Origin of the sequence: Aliidiomarina indica, assembly GCF_015354615.1 — a bacterium.
GTDB lineage: Bacteria > Pseudomonadota > Gammaproteobacteria > Enterobacterales > Alteromonadaceae > Aliidiomarina > Aliidiomarina indica.
The window spans coordinates 915,785-938,683 of the sequence record NZ_JACAVQ010000001.1; the positions used below are offsets into that span (position 1 = coordinate 915,785).

Here is a 22,899-nt window from a genome sequence, read left to right on the forward strand (position 1 = left end):
GGGGCTGCGGCCCCCAACGTCATAAACAGAGAGGAACGATTGAGTACTACGGTAGAAACCATCGAATTGTATCTTGAGCCTGCAGATAGCCAGCGTTTGGCAAACTTATGTGGCCCTTTAGACGATAATATTCGTCATATTGAGCGACGCCTAGGCGTTGAAGTGGTTTACAAAGACAATCATTTTCGCATTATCGGTCAAGGCCCAGGTAGTCGCGCCACCGTAGAAATCCTGAAAAACCTCTATATCGAAACTGCCCCAGTGCGTGGGCGCATGCGCGCCATTGAACCTAATCAGGTGCACTTGGCTATTCAAGAAAGCCGAGCCCTTGATCAAAACGAAGGTGCCGACGAAGACGATCCAATGACGCTGATTAAAACAAAGCGGGGGTTAATTAAGCCCCGCAATCGTAATCAGCAAGAGTACGTTCGCGCCATTCTCACCAACGACATCAATTTTGGTATCGGCCCTGCCGGTACCGGTAAAACCTATTTGGCCGTAGCAGCCGCGGTCGATGCGCTTGAGCGCCAAGAAATTCGCCGTATTCTATTAACGCGCCCGGCCGTTGAAGCCGGTGAGAAACTTGGCTTTTTACCCGGTGATCTTGCGCAAAAGGTTGATCCCTACTTGCGCCCTCTCTATGACGCCCTATTTGAAATGCTCGGTTTCGAGAAGGTAGAAAAACTCATTGAGCGCAACGTAATTGAAATTGCGCCCTTGGCTTATATGCGTGGTCGCACCCTCAACGATGCCTTTATATTGTTGGATGAAAGCCAAAATACAACGCAGGAGCAGATGAAAATGTTCCTCACTCGTATTGGTTTTAATTCAAAGGCGGTCATTACTGGCGATATCACCCAGATTGACTTACCCCGCGGTCAGAAATCGGGGCTCCGCCAAGCCATCGAAGTGCTAAACGACGTCGACGGTATTAGCTTTACCTTCTTTAGCGCAAAAGATGTCGTGCGCCATCCAGTGGTACAACGCGTGGTGCAAGCCTACGAATTATTTGAAGCGGAGAATCCGCGCTCGTGAGCCATCACATTGATATTCAGCGAGAAGTTGAGGCGCCCGATCTACCCAACGATAACGCCATTGAAGCCACGGTGCTGGCGGTATTCCGTCACCTAAACATTGATCATGCTGAGTTAACCGTCCGCATCACCGATGCGAACGAAGTACAAACGCTAAATCGCGAGTATCGTGACAAGGACAAACCCACCAACGTCTTGTCGTTTCCTTTTGATGCAGAATTGCCGCCTGGAGTAAGTCTCGACGTACCTTTGCTTGGAGATGTGATTCTCTGCGAAGAGGTTGTGCGCGCAGAAGCTATCGCCCAAAACAAACCGCTTGCCCATCACTTTGCGCATTTAGTTGTTCATGGCACCTTGCATTTGCTAGGTTATGACCATATAACCGATACTGAAGCGGAAGCGATGGAGAATCTGGAACGGGCTGTTTTAGCCACACTGGATATCGCAGATCCCTATACCATGATCAATTCAATCGAAGATACCGACAATGACTCGAGGAGTGAGTAAACGTCAATGAGCGATGACAAACCCCAACCCGGTTCGGGGAACTCAAGGAAAACGTGGGCACAAAAGTTACTTCAGGCCTTTACCGGCGAGCCCTCTAGTCGCGAAGAATTCGTTGATATGATCCAAGATGCGGAGCATCGCGATCTCATCGACCTCGATACCAAAGAAATGATTGAAGGCGTACTTGATGTAGCCGAGCTGAAAGTACGGGATATTATGATCCCTCGTTCACAAATGGTAACGATTGATAAAAACGCCAGCGTTGAAGCATTCCTTCCTATTGTTATTCAAACTCAGCATTCTCGTTATCCCGTGGTTAGTGAAAATAAAGACCACATCGAAGGTATCTTGCTCGCCAAAGACCTTATTGCCTATGGTTTTGGTATGGTTGAACAACCCTTTTCCCTTGAGCAAATTATGCGCCCCGCAGTGATTGTTCCAGAGAGTAAGCGTGTTGATGCCCTGCTCAAGGAGTTTCGTTCCAAGCGTTACCACATGGCCGTAGTTGTCGATGAATATGGCGGCGTTAGTGGCTTGGTCACCATTGAAGATATCTTGGAAGAAATCGTAGGTGAAATTGAAGATGAAACCGACGATGACGACTCACGGGGTGATATACGGAAAGTGAGTCACTCTCGATTTATGGTGAAAGCACTGACCACCATCGAAGACTTTAATTCATATTTTCACACCGACTATATGGACGACGAATACGATACTATTGGTGGTTTAGTCGCTCATTCGTTTGGGCATTTACCCGAAGTGGGAGAAGAGGTTACGATTGGTCATCTGAACTTTAAAGTAACCGCTGCCGACCGCCGCCGTATTCAGCAATTACAAGTATCTATTCCCCACGAACAAAGTTAATTCGACGGAGCCCGTAACTATGCTGCAGTATGTTGCACGCCTCCTGCAGAGCCAACGCTGGCGAAGCGTATTTAGCTTCGCTTTGGGGCTTGTGTTGGTGTTTGCCTACGCGCCTTTTTCACAGCCATGGCTAACACCTCTGGTGATGGCCGCATGGTTACTGCTTGTCGTGCGCTCACAACACTGGCGACAAGCCGCAGCAACCGGTTTTTGGTTTGGTTTAGGCTGGTTTGGCGCCGGTATCAGTTGGGTGTTTGTTAGCATTGACCAGTTCGGGGGCATGCCCCTCATCGCATCTATTTTTGTGATGGTTTTACTCTGTGCATACCTTGCGCTCTTCCCCACTCTTGTCGCCGTGCTTTGGTTACGATGTCGCCCTTATTTTATGGGTTTAAGTTTATTTGCCATCCCTTTCATTTGGCTGGTCGCTGAGTTTCTCCGTGGCTGGCTATTTACAGGCTTTCCTTGGCTGAGCTTAGGTTACACGCAAACCACCTCCGTGCTGGGTAACTTCGCCCCGCATATTGGCGAACTGGGTATTGTTGTGGTGCTCTGGTTGATGGCCGTGTGTATTGCTTACACGGTATTACGTCGCCAATTGCAGTGGCTTTTAGCTGTACCCGCGTTGCTCGTACTAGGCGTTGCCGCGCCTTCGATTAATCCCATGGAAGCCACCGGCGAACACCGGCAAGTTGCATTGGTACAAGGCAATGTCATTCAAGATCTAAAGTGGAACCCCGATGAACAATGGCCCAATTTCCATACCTACTTGGATTTAACTGCACCCTATTTAGACCACGATTTAGTTATTTGGCCAGAATCGGCAATTACCTTTATTGAGCCGTTTGCCCAGCGCCAATTGGCGGATCTGGATGATTATTTACGCGAGCAAAACACCACCCTGATCAGTGGCATTATTGATCTGGATCGCAACACCGGGGACTTCTTCAACAGTATGATTGTTTTGGGTGAGCAGTCGGGCCGCCATTGGTATCACGGACATCCAAACCGCTACCAAAAGCACCAGCTGTTGCCAATTGGTGAATTTGTTCCCTTTGAGTCGCTACTCCGCCCGCTCGCGCCTTTATTTAATTTGCCGATGTCGTCTTTTTCACGGGGCGATTTCATTCAAAATAATTTAAACGCGAATGGCGTTTTAGTTGCCGCCAATATTTGTTACGAAGTGGTTTTTAGTCGTCAAATCCGTGCCAACTTTAGTGATGAGACCGGATTGTTGCTCACCATCAGTAACGATACGTGGTTTGGTGATTCCCATGGACCTCACCAACACATGGAGATTGCGCGCATGCGAGCGCGTGAGCTCGGTCGGCCGATGCTACGGGCTACCAATAACGGAATTACCGGAATTTATGACGAGCAAGGTCATACAATTACGCGTATTCCGCAGTTTGAGCCTGGTATAGCGAGTGCGCGGGTTATGTTGGTATCCGGAGCGACGGGTTACGCCCGTTGGGGCGACCTCCCTGCTTGGGGGTTTGTCCTACTCTTGCTTGCCCTAGCCCGACCTTGGAAATTCCGTCACTCAGCGTAGTCAAAAAGCCACAAAAACTATACACTAACGGGCTGTACGTATTAGCCGAATCAGTTCGAATGGAAGGATAAGAACATGAACGAGATTTTTGGTGCCATTCTATTTACCGTGTTCGTCGCGTCTGCTGGGCTAGGCATTGCCAGTATTATTTGCGCCCTCATGCCTTCGACCGTCAGCGACGACGAACAAGAGCGCGCGCGGGATAAAATCGAATCCATCTTTTTTGGTGCCGCTGGCGTCATTATCGCTTTGGTAATGGTTGTGGCGATGATCTTCAACGCAAGCTAATCCAATTTCTAATCAGGCAGTTTTAAACAGGTAGTATCTTGATGACCCGGAAAATCGACGAACAATATCACGCCACCGCACTGGAATCTGAAATTCAGGAACGTTGGGAACGTGACCAAGTTTTTACTGTGACAGAGGACTCAAGCAAAGAGAAATTCTACTGCTTATCGATGTTCCCCTACCCCAGTGGCAAATTGCACATGGGGCACGTACGAAACTACACGCTCAGTGATGTTGTATCCCGCTATCAACGGTTGCAAGGCAAAAATGTACTGCACCCGATTGGCTGGGACGCGTTTGGATTGCCTGCAGAAAATGCCGCTATTCAGCATAAAACTGCTCCGGCGCACTGGACCTACCAAAATATCGCTGAAATGCGTAAACAGCTTAAAACCCTTGGCTTTGGCTATGACTGGAACCGAGAGATCGCCACCTGTCATCCTGAGTACTACCGCTGGGAACAGTGGTTCTTTACCAAGCTGTTTGAAAAAGGATTGGTTTATAAAAAGAATGCGACGGTGAACTGGGATCCGGTTGATCAAACCGTATTAGCGAACGAGCAAGTTATTGATGGTCGCGGTTGGCGTTCTGGTGCCATTGTCGAGCAAAAAGAAATCCCGCAATGGTTTGTGCGCATCACCGCTTATGCCGAAGAGCTGTTACAAGACCTGGAGCATTTGGATGGCTGGCCAGATCAAGTAAAAGCGATGCAACGCAACTGGATTGGTCGCTCGGAAGGCGTTGAGATTACTTTCCATGTCAACGCCTTGGATATGGATCTCAGTGTTTACACCACGCGCCCAGACACTTTTTACGGCGTCACGTATATGGCAGTTGCTGCCCAACACCCGTTGGCACGCAAAGCAGCCGAGAATTCCCCCGAAGTGGCGGAATTTGTGGAGTCGTGCAAGCAACAAAAAGTGGCCGAAGCAGACTTAGCCACTATGGAAAAACGCGGAATTGCCACTGGCTATACCGCAACCCATCCGCTTACCGGTGAAGAAGTGCCGGTATGGGTAGCTAACTTTGTGCTCATGGATTACGGCACCGGTGCTGTGATGGCCGTTCCTGCCCATGACCAACGTGATTTTGAATTTGCCACTACCTATAAGTTGCCGATTAAGCCCGTGATCGAAGGTGAACAACCGCACGATTACAGCACTGGCGCCATGGTAGAGAAAGGCAGCTTAATTAATTCTGCTGAGTTTAACGGTTTAAGCTCTAGCGACGGCTTTAACGCCATCGCCAATAAACTAGAGGAACTTGGCAAAGGGAAACGTCAGGTTAATTATCGTTTACGGGATTGGGGTGTGTCACGCCAGCGATATTGGGGGACACCCATTCCAATGCTCAACCTCGAGAATGGCGAGTCGGTTGCCGTACCCGAAGAACAATTGCCTGTGCGTTTACCTGAAGATGTTGTGATGGACGGCGTGACCTCGCCCATTAAGGCCGATGCGGAATGGCGCAAAACCAGTTATCAGGGCCAGCCTGCAGAACATGAAACCGATACCTTCGACACTTTTATGGAGTCGAGCTGGTATTACGCTCGTTACTGCTCGCCGCGCCACGACGAAGGCATGCTGGATCCTGAAAAAGCGAATTACTGGCTACCGGTGGATCAATATATCGGTGGTATCGAACACGCGATTTTGCACTTACTCTACGCCCGCTTCTTCCACAAGCTATTGCGTGATACCGGTTTGGTAAATTCAGACGAGCCGTTTAAGCAGCTGCTCTGCCAAGGCATGGTATTGGCAGATAGCTATTATCGCGACGATGAAAACGGCGGCAAAAGCTGGTTCTCGCCAACCGACGTTGAAATTACCAAGCGCAACGAGAAAGGCGAAGTGCTAGAAGCCGTGTATAAGCACGATGGGAAACCTGTGTTGCACGCAGGCATTAGCAAGATGTCGAAATCGAAAAACAACGGCATCGATCCGCAAACCATGGTCGACCGTTTTGGTGCCGATACCGTGCGTTTGTTTATGATGTTTGCGGCGCCTCCAGAACTTACTTTGGAATGGTCCGATGCGGGGGTTGAAGGTGCCCATCGTTTCTTGCGCCGATTATGGAAGCTTGTTTACGATTTCCAAGAGTTTGCTGGTCACTACCCGGTAGATGCCTCAATTCTCAATAGCTCGCAAAAAGCATTGCGACGTGAAACCCATAAAACCATCGCAAAAGTAAGCGATGATATGGGCCGCCGGCAAAATTTCAACACGGCTATTGCCGCTGTGATGGAGCTATCAAACCATTTGCAAAAAGCCCCCTTAGACACCGATGCAGATAAGGCGCTGATGCAAGAAGCCTTGAACGCTATTGTTGTTATGCTTTCTCCGATTACACCGCATATTTGTGAACGCATGTGGCAGGCACTTGGACACAGCTCTGACATAAACTTCGCCCCATGGCCTGATGTCGATGAAAATGCACTCATCGAAGACGAGAAATTAGTGGTGTTGCAGGTGAATGGAAAAGTGCGGGCGAAAATCACGGTACCTGCAGATATTGATAAAGACAGTATCGAAGCCTTGGCATTGGAGAATCCGCAAATTACCAAATACACCCAAGAAGGGACGGTACGCAAAGTAATTTACGTACCCGGTAAATTGGTGAATATCGTTGTTGCTTAATCGCTTCAGTGCGCGAACCACAGGTTCGCCACGGCACCCCACAAAAGCACTTTTACACGTGCTTTGTGGCGTTGCTATGCTGTTCATGCTGAGCGCCTGTGGATTTCAATTGCGCGGGGATTACCAGATTTCTGCGCAAATTGAACAACTCTCATTGGATGGCCCCCGTGGTAGTGAGGCCCTAGTGCGTGTGCGCGAAATATTTGAACAACGCAATATCCAACTGACCACCGCAGATGAAGGCGTAACTCATGTGGAAATTGGCAACGATAGACTCGATCGACGAATTCTGTCGATGTTATCGTCGGGACAAGTTGCGGAATATGAATTGATTTACATGCTTCCGGTGACAATTACCACACAATCGGGCGATGAATATCACCATGAAATTCAAATTTTGCGCGACTATCAGGATGATCCCAATTTTGCGCTGGCAAAACATCGGGAGCTCGAATTACTGATTAGCGAAATGCGCACAGATGCTGCCCACCGCCTGCTATTGTTGTTGAACCGACTCACTTGGGAGTGACCCACACATGCAAGTACAGGCCGCCCAACTTCAGAAACATCTTAGCGATAAACTCAAGGGCGTGTACCTCGTATTCGGCGATGATCCTTTCTTGCTCAACCAAACCCTAGATCGCATTCGACAAGCGGCAAAAGCACAAGGATTTGAAGAGCGCCAGCGTTACACTCAGGATCGTGACTTTGCCTGGGAGTCTTTGCAAAGCGCAGGACAAACCATGTCGCTGTTTACCGCCCAGCAGTTGATTGAATTAGAACTGCCCGATGCAAAACCAGGTCGCGACGGCGGCCAAGCCCTGCAAGACTTTGTGGCGCAACAAAGCCCGGATCAAGTGTTGCTCGTGTTTGGCCCGCGGCTACGCAAAGATCAACAGAAAACCAAATGGTTTCAAGCATTGTCCAATGCTGGTGTGTTTGTACCTTTATATACCCCCGAACGCCGCCAGTTACCCAGTTTTGTGCGGGAGCGAGCCGCACACTATCAGTTACAACTCAGTCCTGCCGCAGTCGAACAGCTCTGTGACTGGTACGAAGGCAATTTGCTTGCCCTTGATCAGGCCCTCATGCGTTTAAATCTCACCCATGCTGAGGGAGAGATAGATGTTGAACACATCCGTTTGCAAAACCAAGATAACAGTCGCTTTGATATTTTTACATTGCGTGACGCGCTGCTGCAGCATCGTTCAAAAGACTATGTGCATTGCTTGCAGCGTTTATTTGAAACCGGTACCGAGCCCACCTTAATACTTTGGACCCTGCAGAAATTACATCATGCACTTAGCGCCATTAACCAAGCCCAGCAATTACGCCAGCCATTGCAAAGTATTTGGAATCAGGAGCAAATTTGGTCATCACAGCAGCAGTTATATATGGATCTTGCGCAGCAACAAACGTCCGAATTGGTAGCTCGACGGCTGCACTTGCTTGAGCGTTTGGAGCGAAGTATTAAGCGCGATTCAGGCGAATCCGTGTTCCTATTGGCGCTTCATCTGGGTTTTTCATTTCGTGCCGATGCCATCGAAGCGCAGTTAGCACCCTTTGCCCGGGCCGATATAACCACCTAACCTTGCTCTCGCCCTTGAACTCTGGCGGCAAAGTTCCGATACTTACACCCCATGACCGATCAACGAGATACCTCACCCCGACAAATCGCTGTTCTTGGCGGTACTTTTGATCCCGTGCATTGGGGCCATTTACGTCCGGTTCTTGATTTAGCCGACCGCTGCGGCTGGGATCGCATCCATTTACTGCCAACCTGCGCGCCGCCGCATCGACAACAACCGGAGGTACTCAATACCCACCGACTCGGGATGCTAGACGCTGCAGCTACTCTAGATTCTCGGTTGTACGTAAATGATTGGGAATTACGTCAGGGCATGCCTTCGCGCACCTTGCCCACGCTAAAACACTTTCGAGAACGCTGCCCAAATGCCACTCTGATCTTTATTATCGGCATGGATAGTTTGCTCCTACTGCCCGAATGGCTGCACTGGGAGCGCCTATTTGATTATGCACATTTTGTGGTGATGCCTCGCCCCGGATACTCGTTAGATGAGGCGCGCCCTGAAGTAAAAGAACTGCTCGAAAAGCGCCAAGTCTCAATCGAGCAACTATCATCCGGATGCGGTGGAATTTATGTCGCTGAATCACCCTCGGTCGATATTTCTGCCACCGAGTTGCGACAACAGATAGGCCAACAGTTTACGTTGAACTCGGAATGCCCAGAGTTTCTGCCCGAACCTGTGTGGAAATACATTCAAAAGCACCATCTTTACGGTGTTGCCTAGCTGCACGACCGCGCGAACTCGTGCTACAATCTCAGGGTAAATATGCCTATTGGAGTAACCCTGCATTGCAAACTGAAGAATTACGCGATTTTATATTGGATAAAATCGATGATATTAAAGCCCGCGACGTTCAAACCATTGATGTACGAGACAAAACCGATGTCACCGATTTTCTGGTGATCTGCTCTGGGAATTCAAAAACGCACGTTCGTAGTATTGCCGGTCATGTGGCGGTTGAAGCTAAACATGTGGGTGAGAGACCACTGGGTGTTGAAGGCGAAACCGACGGTGAATGGGTACTTGTAGATTTTGGGACCGTTGTTGTGCATGTCATGCAAGATAGCGCCCGCGATTTCTACCAACTCGAAAAACTGTGGGGCCATTAATTCTCCATGCGCCTCCAACTGATTGCAGTCGGGAACAAAATGCCAGGGTGGATTAGCGAAGGCTATCATGAATACGCCAAACGCATGCCGCCTGAGCTTCCTCTAGATTTAACGGAAATTGTACCGGGCAAACGCTCTAAGAAAGCGGATGTTCAGCGTTTAACCGTGCAAGAAGGGGAAAAAGTTCTAGCTGCCATCAAACCGGGCACCCATGTGGTTGCGCTTGAGGTTCAAGGCAAGCCATGGGATACCCACAAACTTGCGCAGCGCATGCAGCAGTGGCAATTAAATGGGCAGGACGTTGCGTTTTTAGTCGGCGGTCCTGAGGGCTTATCAGCCGACTGTAAGGCCCGAGCCAACGAAATGTGGTCTTTATCACCGTTAACATTGCCCCACCCTATGGTTCGTGTCATTATTGCTGAAGCCCTTTTTCGGGCCTGGAGCTTACTCAATAATCATCCGTACCACCGCGAATAATCATGAATAGAAAACGGGTCCCGATACGGAATCATCAGGCAGAAGCCGCACTCTTTTCCCGCCGTGCAATCGTGTCTATCGGTATCGTATTCGTTGTGTTCGCAATTTTGTTGGTCAACTTGTATTCGTTGCAAGTAACCAGCTACGCTGAATTTCAAACCCGCTCAAACAGTAACCGTATTACCGTACTTCCGGTGGCGCCAAATCGCGGATTAATTTACGACCGTAACGGCGTGTTGCTTGCCGACAATATTCCGGTGTATTCACTTGAAATATCGCCCTTAGAAGTACGCAACCTAACTGACACCCTCGATCGCTTACATCAATTGCTCAATTTATCCGACGATGTCATCGCTGATTTTAATACACGTCTGCGTCAGCACCGCCGTTTTCCAAACATCACTTTTGTCGACGAGCTCTCTGAACAGCAAGTCGCCCTTTTTGCGACCCACCAGCATCACTTTCCAGGGGTTACGATCGAAGGACGCCTACAACGCTTCTACCCTCATCGTGATTTATTTACCCATGCCCTAGGCTATGTGGGCCGAATCAACCAGCAAGATGTGCAGCGTTTACGGGACCAGGAGCGCTACGCCAATTACGCGGCCACCCGCACAATCGGAAAACTTGGCGTTGAGCGGAAATATGAAATGGATTTGCACGGCGTGGTGGGCTATCAAACCGTTGAAGTGAATAACCGCGGGCGCGTGGTACGCACCCTCGATTTTTCACCTCCAGAGCCGGGCACCGATATTCATCTTGAGCTCGACATTGGCATGCAGAAAGTAGCCCGAGATCAGCTGCAGAATCGCCGCGGCGCCATTGTTGTACTTGATGCCAATACCGGCGGTGTTCTGGCACTCTATTCAAACCCAAGTTATGACCCGAATTTATTTGTCAGTGGAATTTCCACGGTCGACTATCGTAACCTTTTGAATAATCCGGCGAACCCACTGATTAATCGGGCAACCCAGGGCCGTTACCCACCGGCTTCTACCATTAAGCCTCATTTAGGGTTACTTGCCCTGCATGAAGGTATTATCACGGCCGAAACACGTATTTGGGATCCGGGTTACTTTACTTTAGAAGGGGTCTCACGACGCTTCCGTGATTGGCGCCCCCATGGCCACGGTTGGGTGACTGTGACCAAGGCCATCGCGGAATCCTGTAACGTATTCTATTACGATGTCGCCAATCAGCTTGGTATTGATCGGATGGCTACTTTTATGGGTGAGTTCGGCTTTGGCCAACGCACTGGCATTGATATTCTAGAAGAAAACACGGCCATTATGCCCGATCGGGGTTGGAAACGTGCTCGCTTTAACGAGCCATGGTATGCCGGTGAAACCCTATCGGTGGGAATCGGTCAGAGCTTCTGGACTGTGACGCCGCTGCAATTGGCATACTCGACTGCTATTTTAGCCACGCGAGGGGAACGTCATACTCCCCGTTTATTGCGCGCTACCGGTGATCGGCACGATCCTATTTATGTGGAACCCTATGGACTCCCTCCGTTAAAGGACGTGGCAACAAAGCACTGGGACACTATTCATAAGGGCATGGAAGAGGTAATCACCTCTCGCCAAGGCACCGCTTGGACCGCGTTTCGGGGAGCTACCTACACCGCTGCCGGTAAAACAGGAACCGCACAGGTTGTGCGCATTGAAGACGACACTATTGAGCGTCCTGATATTCAAGATGTAGAGGAACGTTTTCGCGATAACGCGACCTATATTGGATATGCCCCTGCCGACAAACCGGAAATTGTGGTAGCCCTTGCCATCGAAAACGTAGGGGGTGGTGGCCGCAATGCCGCGCCGGTGGCACGTGCAATTATGGATTACTATTTCGCTGACCCGCAGCAACGCCAGCTGAAACTGCTTGAGATACAGCAACGGAGAACGCATGCAGACGACTGAAGAAAGACAGCGTAATCCTTGGCTTGCCAAGCTGCATATCGATGGCCCCTTGTTCTTGGGCTTAATTGCGTTAGCGATTGTCAGCTTGTTTGTTATCTACAGTGCCGGCGGTCAGGATATTGGTTTGGTGCATCGACAAGCGATACGCATGGGCGTTTCTTTTGCGGTGCTTTTCGTGGTTGCGCAAATTGCGCCACAAACCTGGCGCATCTACGCCGTGCCTTTTTATATTGTGGGCATTATTCTATTGGTTCTAGTGCTGTTCTTTGGTGAGATGGGCAAAGGTGCCCAGCGTTGGCTCAATATTGGCGTAACCCGCATTCAACCGTCAGAAATATTAAAACTTGCTGTGCCCATTCTACTCGCTTGGTACTGCGCACGCGCGCAGATCCCAATTCGCTTCTGGCATGTGTTAGCCGGTCTGATTCTTGCCATGATCCCGACAATGTTAATTGCACAGCAACCGGATTTAGGTACCGCCATACTCGTGGCAAGCTCGGGTTTATTTGTGCTTTTCTTAGCCGGCATGAGTTGGCGCTTAGTTACCTTCGGCGGCGCGCTGGCGGCCGCTAGCTTACCCTTATTCTGGTTTTTCTTTTTACGCGAATATCAACGCCAGCGAATTCTCACCTTTTTAAATCCGGAAACCGATCCACTCGGATCCGGTTATCATATTATTCAATCAAAAATTGCTATCGGTTCGGGTGGGCTTGAAGGAAAAGGCTGGTTACAAGGCACTCAGTCACAATTAGAATTTCTGCCCGAGCGACATACCGACTTTATTTTCTCTGTATTCGCCGAAGAATTTGGCTTTTTTGGCGTCGCCGGATTGTTAATTTTGTACGGATTTGTGATTTTCCGTGGCATGCTTATTTCCATGCGAGCGCAAAGTAACTTTGCCCGCTTGCTCGGCGGCAGTATTACGCTCACATTTTTTATTTACGTATTAGTGAACATTGGTATGGTTTCCGGACTCTTACCGGTAGTCGGTGTACCGCTGCCACTTATCAGTTATGGTGGAACGTCGATGGTCACCATGATGGCAGGTTTTGGAATTTTAATGGCTATTGCCACCCATCGGCGTCTGGTGATCAGCCAGTCTGGATAAAAGAATAATTAACCGAATTATAAAAAAGGTGGTCTATGAAAAAGCTTCGTTGTTTGCTCCTTGCTTGTTGTTCCCTCGGTTTTTTGGCTACCGCTCCAGCCTTAAGTTCAGAATGGTCGGAAGCTGAACGTCAGTTTATTCAGATGATGCAACAAGAGCACCAAATCCCAGCGCAAGAAACTGAAGCCTTGCTCCGTGCCGCCAGCAAAAGTCAGCCTATTATTGATGCCATTACACGCCCATGGGAGGCACGTCCGTGGCATGAGTACTACACTATTTTTCTTACCGAACGTCGTTTAAAAGAAGGTTTAGCGTTCTGGGAAGAACACGAAGAAATTCTGATCCGTGCGCGCAAACAATATGGCGTACCAGAAGAAGTGATTGTGGCCATTATGGGCGTTGAAACTTACTATGGTCGCATTATGGGAACACATCGTGTGCTCGACGCGCTCTATACCTTAGGTTTTCATTACCCGCCGCGGCAAACCTTTTTCCGCAGCGAGTTAGCCCAATTTATCCTGCTCACGCGCGAAGAATCCTTGCCTGCAGAAGCACTCATGGGATCTTATGCCGGAGCCATGGGCTTTGGTCAGTTTATCTCATCAAGCTACCGTTACTATGCCGTTGATTTCGATGGCGATGGCCAACGGGATCTACTCGGTAACGTGGTGGATGCCATCGGTAGCGTCGCGAACTACTTTGCTCGCCACCATTGGCGTGATGCCCAACCTATTACTATCCCAGCATGGGTGAGTGCGGATACGGATGTGGCTGCGCTTACCAGCGGCCGCGGTACCGTATTAACCCATACCGTAGGTGAACTGCATGAGAAAGGCGTACGCTTTATTACTGCCATGCCTGCTGATACCAAAGCGCGCCTATTCGCATTCGAAGAAGCCGATGGCGGTTATTCCTACTGGGTTGGTCTGCCTAATTTTTATGCCATTACCCGCTACAATCATAGTCCGCTGTATGCCATGGCTGTGTTCCAGCTATCGGAGCAGCTGCGTCAACATCGCGTTATGGCTGGACAATAATTATGCTGTGGCGAAATTTGCTGCTTATCATGGGGTGCAGCACAGTGGCATTAGTGGGCTGCAGCCAAACTCCTAGCACCGAACGTTATCGTATTGCCAATGACGAGGCGCCCCTGCGCACGCCCACGAGCGCCGAAATTTTTCCACTAACGCCTCGGGAAGAACCAATTGGACGGCGTGGGAATTTGCCCTACCAGGTGAATGGCCAAGACTACCAAGTGCTATCGGATGCTTCTGGCTATAACGAAGAAGGCATCGCTAGTTGGTACGGGCAAAAGTTTCATGGCCACCTCACCTCCATGGGTGAGTATTACGATATGTACAGTCTTTCTGCGGCGCATAAAACGTTACCTCTGCCTACTTGGGTGCGTGTCACCAATCTTGAAAACAACAAGTCGGTCGTGGTTCGCATTAATGATCGGGGCCCTTTCCATGCCGATCGCATTATCGATCTGTCATTTTCGGCCGCGTACGCCCTTGATATGCATCGCCGCGGAACCGCGCGGGTTCGGGTGGAGGCCCTTCACACCGCTCCCGATGAGGCCACAGAGCCGAAAGCACACTTTATTCAAATTGCGGCAGCTCGTGAGGCAGCGAACCTGCATGCAATGGCGCAACAAATCGAAGAAAATTATCAAATCAACGCAACTACCCGCGAACAAAATGGTCTGACTCGTTTGTTTATCGGGCCTTTTTCTGAGCGTCAAACCATCCACTGGATAAATAGACTCCGGCAGGATGGATATCAGGGGATTTTCCGCGTGCCATACGACAGCTTGCTGTAAATAGCGTGTGAATACATTCCGATAAACCACAAAAATTTGTTATAATCGGCTCCCTTTTTTACCCCACGGGTAAAGCAGCGCACACGCACCAGGGCGATATATAGCCCTCGATGCGATGAAAGAGTCGATTTACTCATTCAACACTGACAAGAGAAGCTTACTGACCATGAATAGCAGCCGAATTCGTATTTCTCCATTGCTCGCCTTAATGGCATTTTTCTTGACTGTTTTTGCGGCCCAGGCAGTAACTCCACCAACGCCATCAGTGAATGCCCGTGCTTATGTCATGATGGATTACAATACCGGCCACATTATTGCTAGCGAAAATGCAGACCAGCTCCACGGCCCTGCCAGCCTTGTAAAAATGATGACCAGCTACATCATCGGTCGCGAATTGAAAGCAGGCACCATTTCACTTGATGACACGGTTACAGTAAGTCGTAACGCGTGGGCACGCAATTTCCCTGGCTCTTCGTTGATGTTTATTGAAGTTGGCCGTGAAGTGCAAGTTGCAGACCTCAACCGCGGTATTATTATTGCTTCAGGCAATGACGCCTGCGTCGCCATGGCTGAGCACATTGCCGGTACCGAAGATGGCTTCGTGAACTTAATGAATGCCTACGCCCGCGAGCTTGGCATGACCAACACCACCTTTTCCAACAGCCACGGTTTAACCAGCGAAGGTCAAACCACGACTGCACGGGATATGGCTATTTTGGCACGCGCTTTAGTGCGCGACGTTCCAAACCAACATGCGCTGTATTCTGAGCGTGAGTTTACCTATAACGGCATTCGCCAGTATAACCGCAATTCCCTGCTTTGGGATCGTGCCCTCAATGTTGATGGTCTGAAAACTGGCTACACCTCTGAATCGGGCTACCACTTGGTCACCACCGCAGTAGATGGTGATACCCGTTTGATTACCGTGGTACTGGGCACCAACAGTGAAACCGTGCGCGCGGCAGAATCCAAAAAGTTATTAAACTATGGCTTCCGCTACTATGAAACAGTAAAAGCCTACTCCGCCGGCGAAAAGCTTGCCAGTCAACGCATTTGGGGCGGTTCTAGCGATGAAATTGAATTAGGAACCGCAGACGACGTAGTAGTCACTCTTCCTCGGGGACAGCGCCAGAATGTGCGTGCCAACTTTGTGCTTGACCAAAGTTTAGACGCGCCATTGGCAGCCGGTGAAACCGTCGGCCAAGTGAACCTCACTTTAAATGGCGAAGATATCGCGAGTTTTCCTTTGGTCACATTAACCGCCGTTGACCAAGGCGGCTTCTTCAAGCGCATCATGGACAGTATTAAAAAGAGTTTTAGCGACGAATGAATAAACTCTGGTTAAACGGGCAGGTTGTGCCCGCAGACCAAGCAAAGATCTCCGTATTTGATCGGGGATTTTTGTTTGGTGACGGTATTTATGAAGTGGTTCCTCTGTATGCTGGAAAACCCTTCCTTTTTGATGACCACATGGCACGCTTAGAGCGCAGCTTGCAGGCCATTTCTATTCCGATGCCGATGCCACGTTCACAATGGTTAGAGGTTATTGATGCCCTCAGTGATAACCTCACTGACGGCAATGGCGTGTTGTATATCCAGGTAACACGCGGTGAAGAATTCCCGCGCAGCCATTTACCTGGAACCGATTTGACGCCCACAGTGATGGCCACATTAACGCCCTTTAGCCCACCTAGCGGCGAACCCATCCCGGCCAGAGTGTCATTAATGGAAGATAACCGCTGGCTGCGGTGCGATATTAAGAGCATTAGTCTGCTCGGTGGTATTATGGGCAAGCTTGCGGCGCATCAAGATGGTACTGCGGAGCCTCTTTTACACCGGGCCGGAAGAGTGACCGAAGGGGCCACCTGCAACTATTTTATTGTGCAGAACAATACCCTGATCACAGCGCCCGCCGATACGCTTATTTTGGCTGGAATAACGCGGGATTGGGTGATCAAACTAGCTCGTGACCATGGAATACCTGTTGAAGAGCGAGCGTTTTCTGTGGCAGAACTCTACGCCGCTGATGAATGCTTTCTTACCAGTTCAACGCGAGAAATTATGCCCGTATCTATGGTCAGTGAGCAAACCATTGGCGATGGCCAAATAGGTCCCGTGACCCAGCAACTGATTCAACTGTTTCGTTCTAGTCGCCCACAGGCGAACCATGTGAAGGTAGTCCATGAAAACCAAATTTGATGAGCTTCTCGATTTTCCCTGCGATTTCCGTTTTAAAGTAATGGGTCTGGCCACAGATAAGTTGGCTGACGAAATTATCGAAGTCATCCAAGAACACGCGCCTGGCGATTACAGCCCAGAAGTGCGCCCATCAAGCAAAGGTAATTACTATTCTGTTTCAGTGTCTGTTGTGGTGGTCAGTAAGCAACATATTGAAACCTTATATCGTGCCCTTTCCGACATTGAAGATGTTCGTTACGTTCTATAAAGACCATACGGTTTATCGGGTGTAGTCACCCGCAAAGCACAGTATAATAAGCAGCCTATGAACAGATTAATTATTCGTCAGCTTAATAACATGCCTTACGAGCCTGTTTGGCGTGCCATGCAGGCATTCACCGATGCACGCGATGGCGATGCCACCGATGAACTCTGGGTGGTAGAACATCCACCGGTGTTTACGCAAGGTCAGGCGGGTAAAGAAGAGCACCTGTTAGCGCCGGGTGATATTCCGGTGGTACCCGTGGATCGCGGGGGTCAGGTTACCTATCACGGTCCGGGGCAGCTCGTGGTATACTTTATGCTTGATATTCGTCGACGGAAAATGGGTGTTCGTGAACTGGTCACAGCGATCGAAAATACCATTGTTGACGTTTTAGCAGAGTATGGTGTGACAGCAGCACCTCGACCGGACGCTCCTGGGGTGTATATTGGCCCCGAGAAAGTATGTTCGTTAGGGTTACGTATTCGCCGTGGTTGTTCGTTTCATGGCCTAGCCCTCAACGTGAATATGGATTTATCTCCATTTCAGCGTATTAACCCATGCGGCTACGCCGGCATGATTATGACGCAAACATCCACTCATGGCGGGCCGACTTCGGTGCAAGAAGCGTCTACCAAGGTGACAGCAACCTTCGCTAAACTGCTAAGTTACTCTGAAATTGAAGCAACTACAGGACTTCCTGAAGCCTATGTCTAAAAGTGCCAACATTGAAGCCGGAGTGAAACTCCGCGATGCAGATAAGATGTCGCTCATTCCCGTAAAGGTTGTACCTACTGAACGGGAACAAATGCTGCGCAAACCAGAATGGCTTAAGGTTAAACTGCCGGCGTCGACGGAAAAAATTGATCACATTAAAAAAGCCATGCGTAAACACGGCTTGCATTCGGTATGTGAAGAGGCCAGCTGCCCGAACTTACCGGAGTGTTTTAATCACGGTACTGCCACCTTTATGATCTTGGGCGCAATCTGTACGCGCCGCTGCCCATTCTGTGACGTGGCTCATGGTCGCCCACTGCCCCCAGATCCTGAAGAAGCTAAGAAACTTGGTTTAACCATTCATGATATGGGTGTGCGCTACGTGGTGGTCACCTCGGTGGATCGCGATGATCTGCGCGACGGTGGTGCCCAGCATTTTGCCGACTGTATTCGTGAAATCCGCGCCCACACTCCCGATATTAAAGTGGAAGTGTTGGTGCCAGATTTTCGCGGCCGTATGAATATCGCGTTGGATATCTTAGAAGCCGAAGCCCCTGACGTGTTTAACCATAACCTAGAAACCGTTCCGCGTTTATATAAAGCAGCGCGCCCGGGTGCAAATTATCAGTGGTCGTTAGATTTGTTGGCCAAGTATAAAGAGCGTCGTCCAGATGTTCGCACCAAATCAGGTCTTATGGTGGGTCTTGGCGAAACCAACGAAGAAATCCTCGAAGTGATGGAAGATTTACGCCGTCATAACGTGGATATGTTAACCATTGGCCAGTATTTGCAGCCAAGCCGTCATCATATTCAAGTTGCGCGCTATGTCACCCCAGACGAGTTCGCGATGTTTAAACGCGAAGCGGATAAAATGGGCTTCACTCAGGCGGCTTCTGGTCCCTTAGTGCGGTCCTCTTACCATGCGGATCTGCAAGCGGCAGGCATCGAGGTAAAATAATCGACCCTGATGCCCCAGTGGTCGCATTTTACTGGATATTAAGCTCCATTCAGGTTGTGATGAGAACATCATTCAAACCATGGAGCTTTTTTTATGCGCACAATCATTCGGCAATGGAGTCGCTGGATTGGCCTAATTTTCGTTTTGCCCGCACTGGCGTGGGCAAATCCAGTAAATATTGGCTATCAAGAGCCGGTTCAAGAAATCATTGATATTGTGGATGCAGCCCCAGCCCCCGGTGCTAGTTTAAGTCCTGGTGGCGAGTTTCTACTTACCCTTGATTACCCTGCACTACCTACCTTACGCGATCTCGCTGCACCGGAATATCGACTCGCTGGTCGCCGGATAAACCCCGCGAATAACACCATCAGTCAGGCGCGCTATATTTCCAATTTCCGTTTGATCGCCACCGCTGACGGCAACGTTCGTCGTATTCAAGGCCTGCCCGACGATCTGCGTGCCATTGGTGTATCCTGGTCGCCCAATGGTCAATCAATTGCGTTTATCCAAATGACCGACGACAACGCCACTGTGTGGCGTATCGATGTGGCTTCGGCGCGCGCTCAGCAATGGTCTGCCTTGGCGGTTAATAACGTTTGGGGAACAACCCTGAACTGGAGTTCTGATTCGCAAAGCATCGTGGTTACGTTAGTTGATCCAGATCGCGGTGCCGAGCCGCAGCGTCCAATGGTTCCAGCCGCGCCGGTGATTACAGAAACCCGTGGGCGCACCGCGCCCGCCCGCACCTATCAGGATTTGTTAGCCGACGAGCACGATGAAGCGTTGTTTGATTATTACTTCAGTAGCCAAGTTGCGCGCATCCACCGCAATGGTGATATCGACATGATTGGCGCACCTGGCGTGTATAACTCTGTCGATTTATCACCTAACGATGCCTTCTTACTGAAAACAGAACTGCAACGCCCCTATTCTTACGCGGTACCGCAGTTCCGCTTTGCCAGAACCACGCGCGTTGTCGATTTAACTGGAAATACACGCTATCAGGTAGTGGATCAACCGCTAGCAGATAACCTACCCATTGGCTTTGATTCAGTCGTCGATAGCCGTCGTAGTATTTCATGGCGCAACGACGCCGATGCCACCCTCGTTTGGACAGAAGCCGCCGACGGTGGTGACCCACGCGCTGAAAGCGATGTGCGCGACCGTGTCTATCAACTTGCGGTCCCCTTTACTGACGAACCTACGCACTTGCTCGACCTAAGTTATCGTTTCTCGGGTCTGCTCGCGGCCGATGGTGACACGGCATTAGTATGGGAACGCTGGTGGGCGGATCGCGAAGAGCGAGTCTGGCGCATTAGTCCCGATCAAGAAGCAGAGCCTCAGCTCGTGTGGGAGCGCTCATGGGAAGATCGTTATAACGACCCAGGCACACCGCTCACCACCCGTGTCGATGGCCGTGTCGTGCTGCTTGTTGACGATGAGCATATTGTTCTTACCGGGACTGGTGCTTCCGACGACGGGGATCGTCCATTTATCGATCGCCGCCACCTCACCAGTGGTGAAACAGAACGCTTGTGGCGTTCTGAAGCGCCTTATTTTGAGCGTCCTATCACAGCTATAGATTATTCTGCTGGGTTATTCTTAACTCAACGTGAAGCCATCGATAGCCCGCCAGACTTCTATATTCGCGATTTGCACGAGGACAGCTTAACCGCGTTAACCTCTACGCCGCATCCGATGCCAGAAACCTTAGGTATCAGCCGCGAATTGATTCACTATGAACGCGAAGATGGCCTGGCGATGTCTGCCACCTTGTTCTTACCAGCAGGCTACGACGCGGAAAAAGATGGTCCATTACCCACTATTATTTGGGCCTACCCTCGTGAGTTCAGAAGTTCGGCCGCGGCAGGCCAAGTCAGTGGTTCGCCGTATGAGTTCAATCGTATCAGCTATTGGCGCCCGCAGTTCTTGGCGACGCAAGGTTACGCGGTACTCGACAATGCCACGATGCCTATTGTTGGTGAAGGTGATCAGTTACCCAATGATACCTTTATTGAGCAGCTTATTATGAACTCGCAAGCGGCTATTAACGCCGGCGTTGAGCGTGGTGTCACGGATCCGAATCGAGTTGCTCTCGGCGGGCACAGCTACGGTGCATTTATGACCGCGAACGTACTTGCCCATAGCAACTTGTTCCAAGCGGGTATCGCGCGAAGTGGTGCATACAACCGCTCGCTGACGCCATTTGGCTTCCAGCGTGAAGAACGGACTATTTGGGATGATCCTGCGCTGTATCAGCGGATGTCACCGTTTTTCTCAGCGCATCAAATCAAAACTCCGTTGTTATTGATTCACGGTGCCGAAGATAACAATTCAGGTACCTTCCCAATGCAGAGTGAACGTATGTATCAGGCGATTAAGGGGAATGGCGGTATTACGCGCTTAGTGATGCTCCCCCTCGAATCCCATGGCTATCGTGCACGAGAAAGCGTATTGCATATGCTTTGGGAAACCGTGGAGTGGCTGGATGAGTTTGTGAAGCACGCCGACACAGAGTCGAACTAAATCGGTTCGATTCTTTCTAAAAGCACTTCGATATTGAAATGCCCCAGTAGTTGGACATCCAATTACTGGGGTTTTTAAAATCGAAATACGGTGGTATGGAGGTCTCAGACATCAAGCGACTGAAGGAGCTTGAGGAAGAGAATGCCAAGCTTAAGCGCATGCACGCGGATATGGCGCTGGAAAATACGGCGGTTTCGAACGTTTAACGTGGTGGACGACTGTAACCGCGAAGCGTTGGCGATAAAGATTGATTTAAACTTACCCGCAGCCCGGGTAATCAGGACATTGGAGCGTCTAGCCGCTTGGCGTGGCTACACAGAGCAGCTTCGTTTGGACAATGGCCCTGAGTTCATTTCGATAGCGCTGGCTGAATGGGAGGAGGAAAACGGGGTTCACCTTGAGTTCATCAAACCCGGAAAACCGACACAAAATTCATACGTTGAACGATTTAACCGAACTTACCGCGATAAAGTTCTTGATTACTATGTATGCAGAAGCCTGAGGGAAGTGCGGGATATAACTGATAACTGGTTGCCACAATATAACGATGGGCGACCACATGAATCACTTGGTAACCTGACACCGTCAGAGTACCGACTGATAAGAACGAACGAGCAGACCTCTAAAATGCATGGCACTAACTAGGGGATGTTTACACCAAAGTGGCTTGTGAAGGCTTCGATATACATGATTTAACTCCCGAAAAAGGGAGTATATGATCGCAGGTAGCTCAGATCGTCAAACCGATCGTTTCGTTGCTTAAAAAACATTCACGATCTTGCCCTGCTAGAGGGCGCTCCATAGATATCACATGTCAATCTAATTTGGGCCATGTTGAGGAAATTTATATGATGCAAATCTAATGAAAACCACTCATTATCCGTGATACTCATTCCTAATAAAATTTCCACTGAACCACCACTCGCTATAAGTGCATCGAAACTTAGATCTTTAAAGGGCTTCTCATTCAGAGTGTCGTGAAAAAAATCTTCAAACGAAATCTCAGCACCAGAATACAGCGGAAAACTCGCGAATGTCCTTTCATAGATTCCGGGTAACGGTTGCCCATCTGGAGTTTCTCGCGGTCGTCCCAGATCGTGTTTAAATTTCGGTACAAGCCCAACATGTTTGCGGACCTTAGCTAAACTCCAGGACGGATGATAAATTCTCAGAGAAGCACTAAATATCATATCGATATCACCTAATATATATGTCTAAAGGACCATGGTCTATCGCTTTTCCATTTGCCCCCCCGGTCCACACTCGCCCATCTGGAGATATACCAGTCCAATCTCTAGGTCCAGCCGAAATCCCATCTTTTATTTTATGCACATCATCCTTATCTAGGCC

The 22,899-nt window shown here is 49.7% G+C and carries 21 protein-coding genes and 2 pseudogenes; all 23 read left to right on the forward strand.

Translation table 11 applies throughout. The features are described 5' to 3' along the window. Window positions 1-39: 39 nt before the first annotated feature. Window positions 40-1,035 carry a PhoH family protein gene (locus HXZ99_RS04240; protein ID WP_194756000.1) on the forward strand — a complete coding sequence of 332 codons (996 nt, stop codon included), beginning with the start codon at window positions 40-42 and terminating at the stop codon, window positions 1,033-1,035. Further along, a complete protein-coding gene (gene ybeY / locus HXZ99_RS04245) occupies window positions 1,032-1,541 on the forward strand; it encodes an rRNA maturation RNase YbeY (protein ID WP_194756001.1) in 510 nt (169 codons plus the stop codon). The genes HXZ99_RS04240 and ybeY overlap by 4 nt, the downstream gene beginning before the upstream one ends. 6 nt (window positions 1,542-1,547) lie before the next feature. Further along, window positions 1,548-2,408, forward strand: coding sequence for an HlyC/CorC family transporter (locus tag HXZ99_RS04250; RefSeq protein WP_194756002.1), 861 nt, complete (start codon window positions 1,548-1,550; stop codon window positions 2,406-2,408). Between the two features lie 19 nt (window positions 2,409-2,427). After that, on the forward strand, window positions 2,428-3,960 hold the full coding sequence (gene lnt / locus HXZ99_RS04255; RefSeq protein ID WP_194756003.1) for an apolipoprotein N-acyltransferase: 1,533 nt from the start codon (window positions 2,428-2,430) through the stop codon (window positions 3,958-3,960). Between the two features lie 75 nt (window positions 3,961-4,035). Then, window positions 4,036-4,248, forward strand: coding sequence for a hypothetical protein (locus tag HXZ99_RS04260; RefSeq protein WP_194756004.1), 213 nt, complete (start codon window positions 4,036-4,038; stop codon window positions 4,246-4,248). 53 nt (window positions 4,249-4,301) lie between these two features. Beyond that, on the forward strand, window positions 4,302-6,884 hold the full coding sequence (leuS, locus tag HXZ99_RS04265; RefSeq protein WP_194756065.1) for a leucine--tRNA ligase: 2,583 nt from the start codon (window positions 4,302-4,304) through the stop codon (window positions 6,882-6,884). A gap of 76 nt (window positions 6,885-6,960) precedes the next feature. Further along, window positions 6,961-7,413 carry an LPS-assembly lipoprotein LptE gene (locus HXZ99_RS04270; protein ID WP_194756005.1) on the forward strand — a complete coding sequence of 151 codons (453 nt, stop codon included), beginning with the start codon at window positions 6,961-6,963 and terminating at the stop codon, window positions 7,411-7,413. A 7-nt stretch (window positions 7,414-7,420) separates the two neighbouring features. Beyond that, complete coding sequence (holA, locus tag HXZ99_RS04275) at window positions 7,421-8,473, forward strand: DNA polymerase III subunit delta (protein WP_194756006.1); 1,053 nt, start codon at window positions 7,421-7,423, stop codon at window positions 8,471-8,473. 51 nt (window positions 8,474-8,524) lie between these two features. Further along, window positions 8,525-9,196, forward strand: coding sequence for a nicotinate-nucleotide adenylyltransferase (gene nadD / locus HXZ99_RS04280; RefSeq protein WP_194756007.1), 672 nt, complete (start codon window positions 8,525-8,527; stop codon window positions 9,194-9,196). A gap of 65 nt (window positions 9,197-9,261) precedes the next feature. Next, entirely contained in the window at window positions 9,262-9,582 is a 321-nt protein-coding gene (gene rsfS, locus HXZ99_RS04285) for a ribosome silencing factor (RefSeq protein ID WP_194756066.1), read from the forward strand. Between the two features lie 6 nt (window positions 9,583-9,588). Then, on the forward strand, window positions 9,589-10,059 hold the full coding sequence (gene rlmH, locus HXZ99_RS04290; RefSeq protein ID WP_194756008.1) for a 23S rRNA (pseudouridine(1915)-N(3))-methyltransferase RlmH: 471 nt from the start codon (window positions 9,589-9,591) through the stop codon (window positions 10,057-10,059). 2 nt (window positions 10,060-10,061) lie between these two features. Beyond that, the gene (gene mrdA / locus HXZ99_RS04295) at window positions 10,062-11,978 is read left to right on the forward strand and encodes a penicillin-binding protein 2 (protein WP_194756009.1); all 1,917 of its coding nucleotides are present in this window, start codon (window positions 10,062-10,064) and stop codon (window positions 11,976-11,978) included. Continuing rightward, entirely contained in the window at window positions 11,965-13,086 is a 1,122-nt protein-coding gene (gene rodA / locus HXZ99_RS04300; RefSeq protein WP_194756010.1) for a rod shape-determining protein RodA, read from the forward strand. The genes mrdA and rodA overlap by 14 nt, the downstream gene beginning before the upstream one ends. Before the next feature lie 35 nt (window positions 13,087-13,121). Continuing rightward, the gene (gene mltB / locus HXZ99_RS04305) at window positions 13,122-14,123 is read left to right on the forward strand and encodes a lytic murein transglycosylase B (protein WP_194756011.1); all 1,002 of its coding nucleotides are present in this window, start codon (window positions 13,122-13,124) and stop codon (window positions 14,121-14,123) included. A 2-nt stretch (window positions 14,124-14,125) separates the two neighbouring features. Beyond that, entirely contained in the window at window positions 14,126-14,908 is a 783-nt protein-coding gene (locus HXZ99_RS04310; RefSeq protein ID WP_194756012.1) for a septal ring lytic transglycosylase RlpA family protein, read from the forward strand. A gap of 166 nt (window positions 14,909-15,074) precedes the next feature. After that, window positions 15,075-16,238, forward strand: coding sequence for a serine hydrolase (locus HXZ99_RS04315; protein ID WP_194756013.1), 1,164 nt, complete (start codon window positions 15,075-15,077; stop codon window positions 16,236-16,238). Beyond that, window positions 16,235-17,107, forward strand: a complete 873-nt coding sequence (locus HXZ99_RS04320; RefSeq protein WP_194756014.1) for a D-amino acid aminotransferase — start codon at window positions 16,235-16,237, stop codon at window positions 17,105-17,107. The genes HXZ99_RS04315 and HXZ99_RS04320 overlap by 4 nt, the downstream gene beginning before the upstream one ends. Beyond that, window positions 17,091-17,354: a DUF493 family protein YbeD gene (gene ybeD / locus HXZ99_RS04325; RefSeq protein WP_194756015.1), complete on the forward strand. Its 264-nt coding sequence runs from the start codon at window positions 17,091-17,093 to the stop codon at window positions 17,352-17,354. Before HXZ99_RS04320 ends, ybeD begins: the two co-directional genes overlap by 17 nt. A gap of 57 nt (window positions 17,355-17,411) precedes the next feature. Continuing rightward, window positions 17,412-18,065: a lipoyl(octanoyl) transferase LipB gene (gene lipB, locus HXZ99_RS04330; RefSeq protein ID WP_194756016.1), complete on the forward strand. Its 654-nt coding sequence runs from the start codon at window positions 17,412-17,414 to the stop codon at window positions 18,063-18,065. Beyond that, window positions 18,058-19,023, forward strand: coding sequence for a lipoyl synthase (gene lipA, locus HXZ99_RS04335; protein WP_194756017.1), 966 nt, complete (start codon window positions 18,058-18,060; stop codon window positions 19,021-19,023). Before lipB ends, lipA begins: the two co-directional genes overlap by 8 nt. A 93-nt stretch (window positions 19,024-19,116) precedes the next feature. Further along, window positions 19,117-21,549 carry a S9 family peptidase gene (locus tag HXZ99_RS04340; protein WP_194756018.1) on the forward strand — a complete coding sequence of 811 codons (2,433 nt, stop codon included), beginning with the start codon at window positions 19,117-19,119 and terminating at the stop codon, window positions 21,547-21,549. A gap of 74 nt (window positions 21,550-21,623) precedes the next feature. Continuing rightward, window positions 21,624-21,752, forward strand: a pseudogene (locus HXZ99_RS12410) (transposase); the annotation flags it as partial. Further along, window positions 21,736-22,194, forward strand: a pseudogene (locus tag HXZ99_RS04350) (integrase core domain-containing protein); the annotation flags it as partial. The pseudogenes HXZ99_RS12410 and HXZ99_RS04350, both read left to right, overlap by 17 nt. Window positions 22,195-22,899 lie beyond the last annotated feature (705 nt).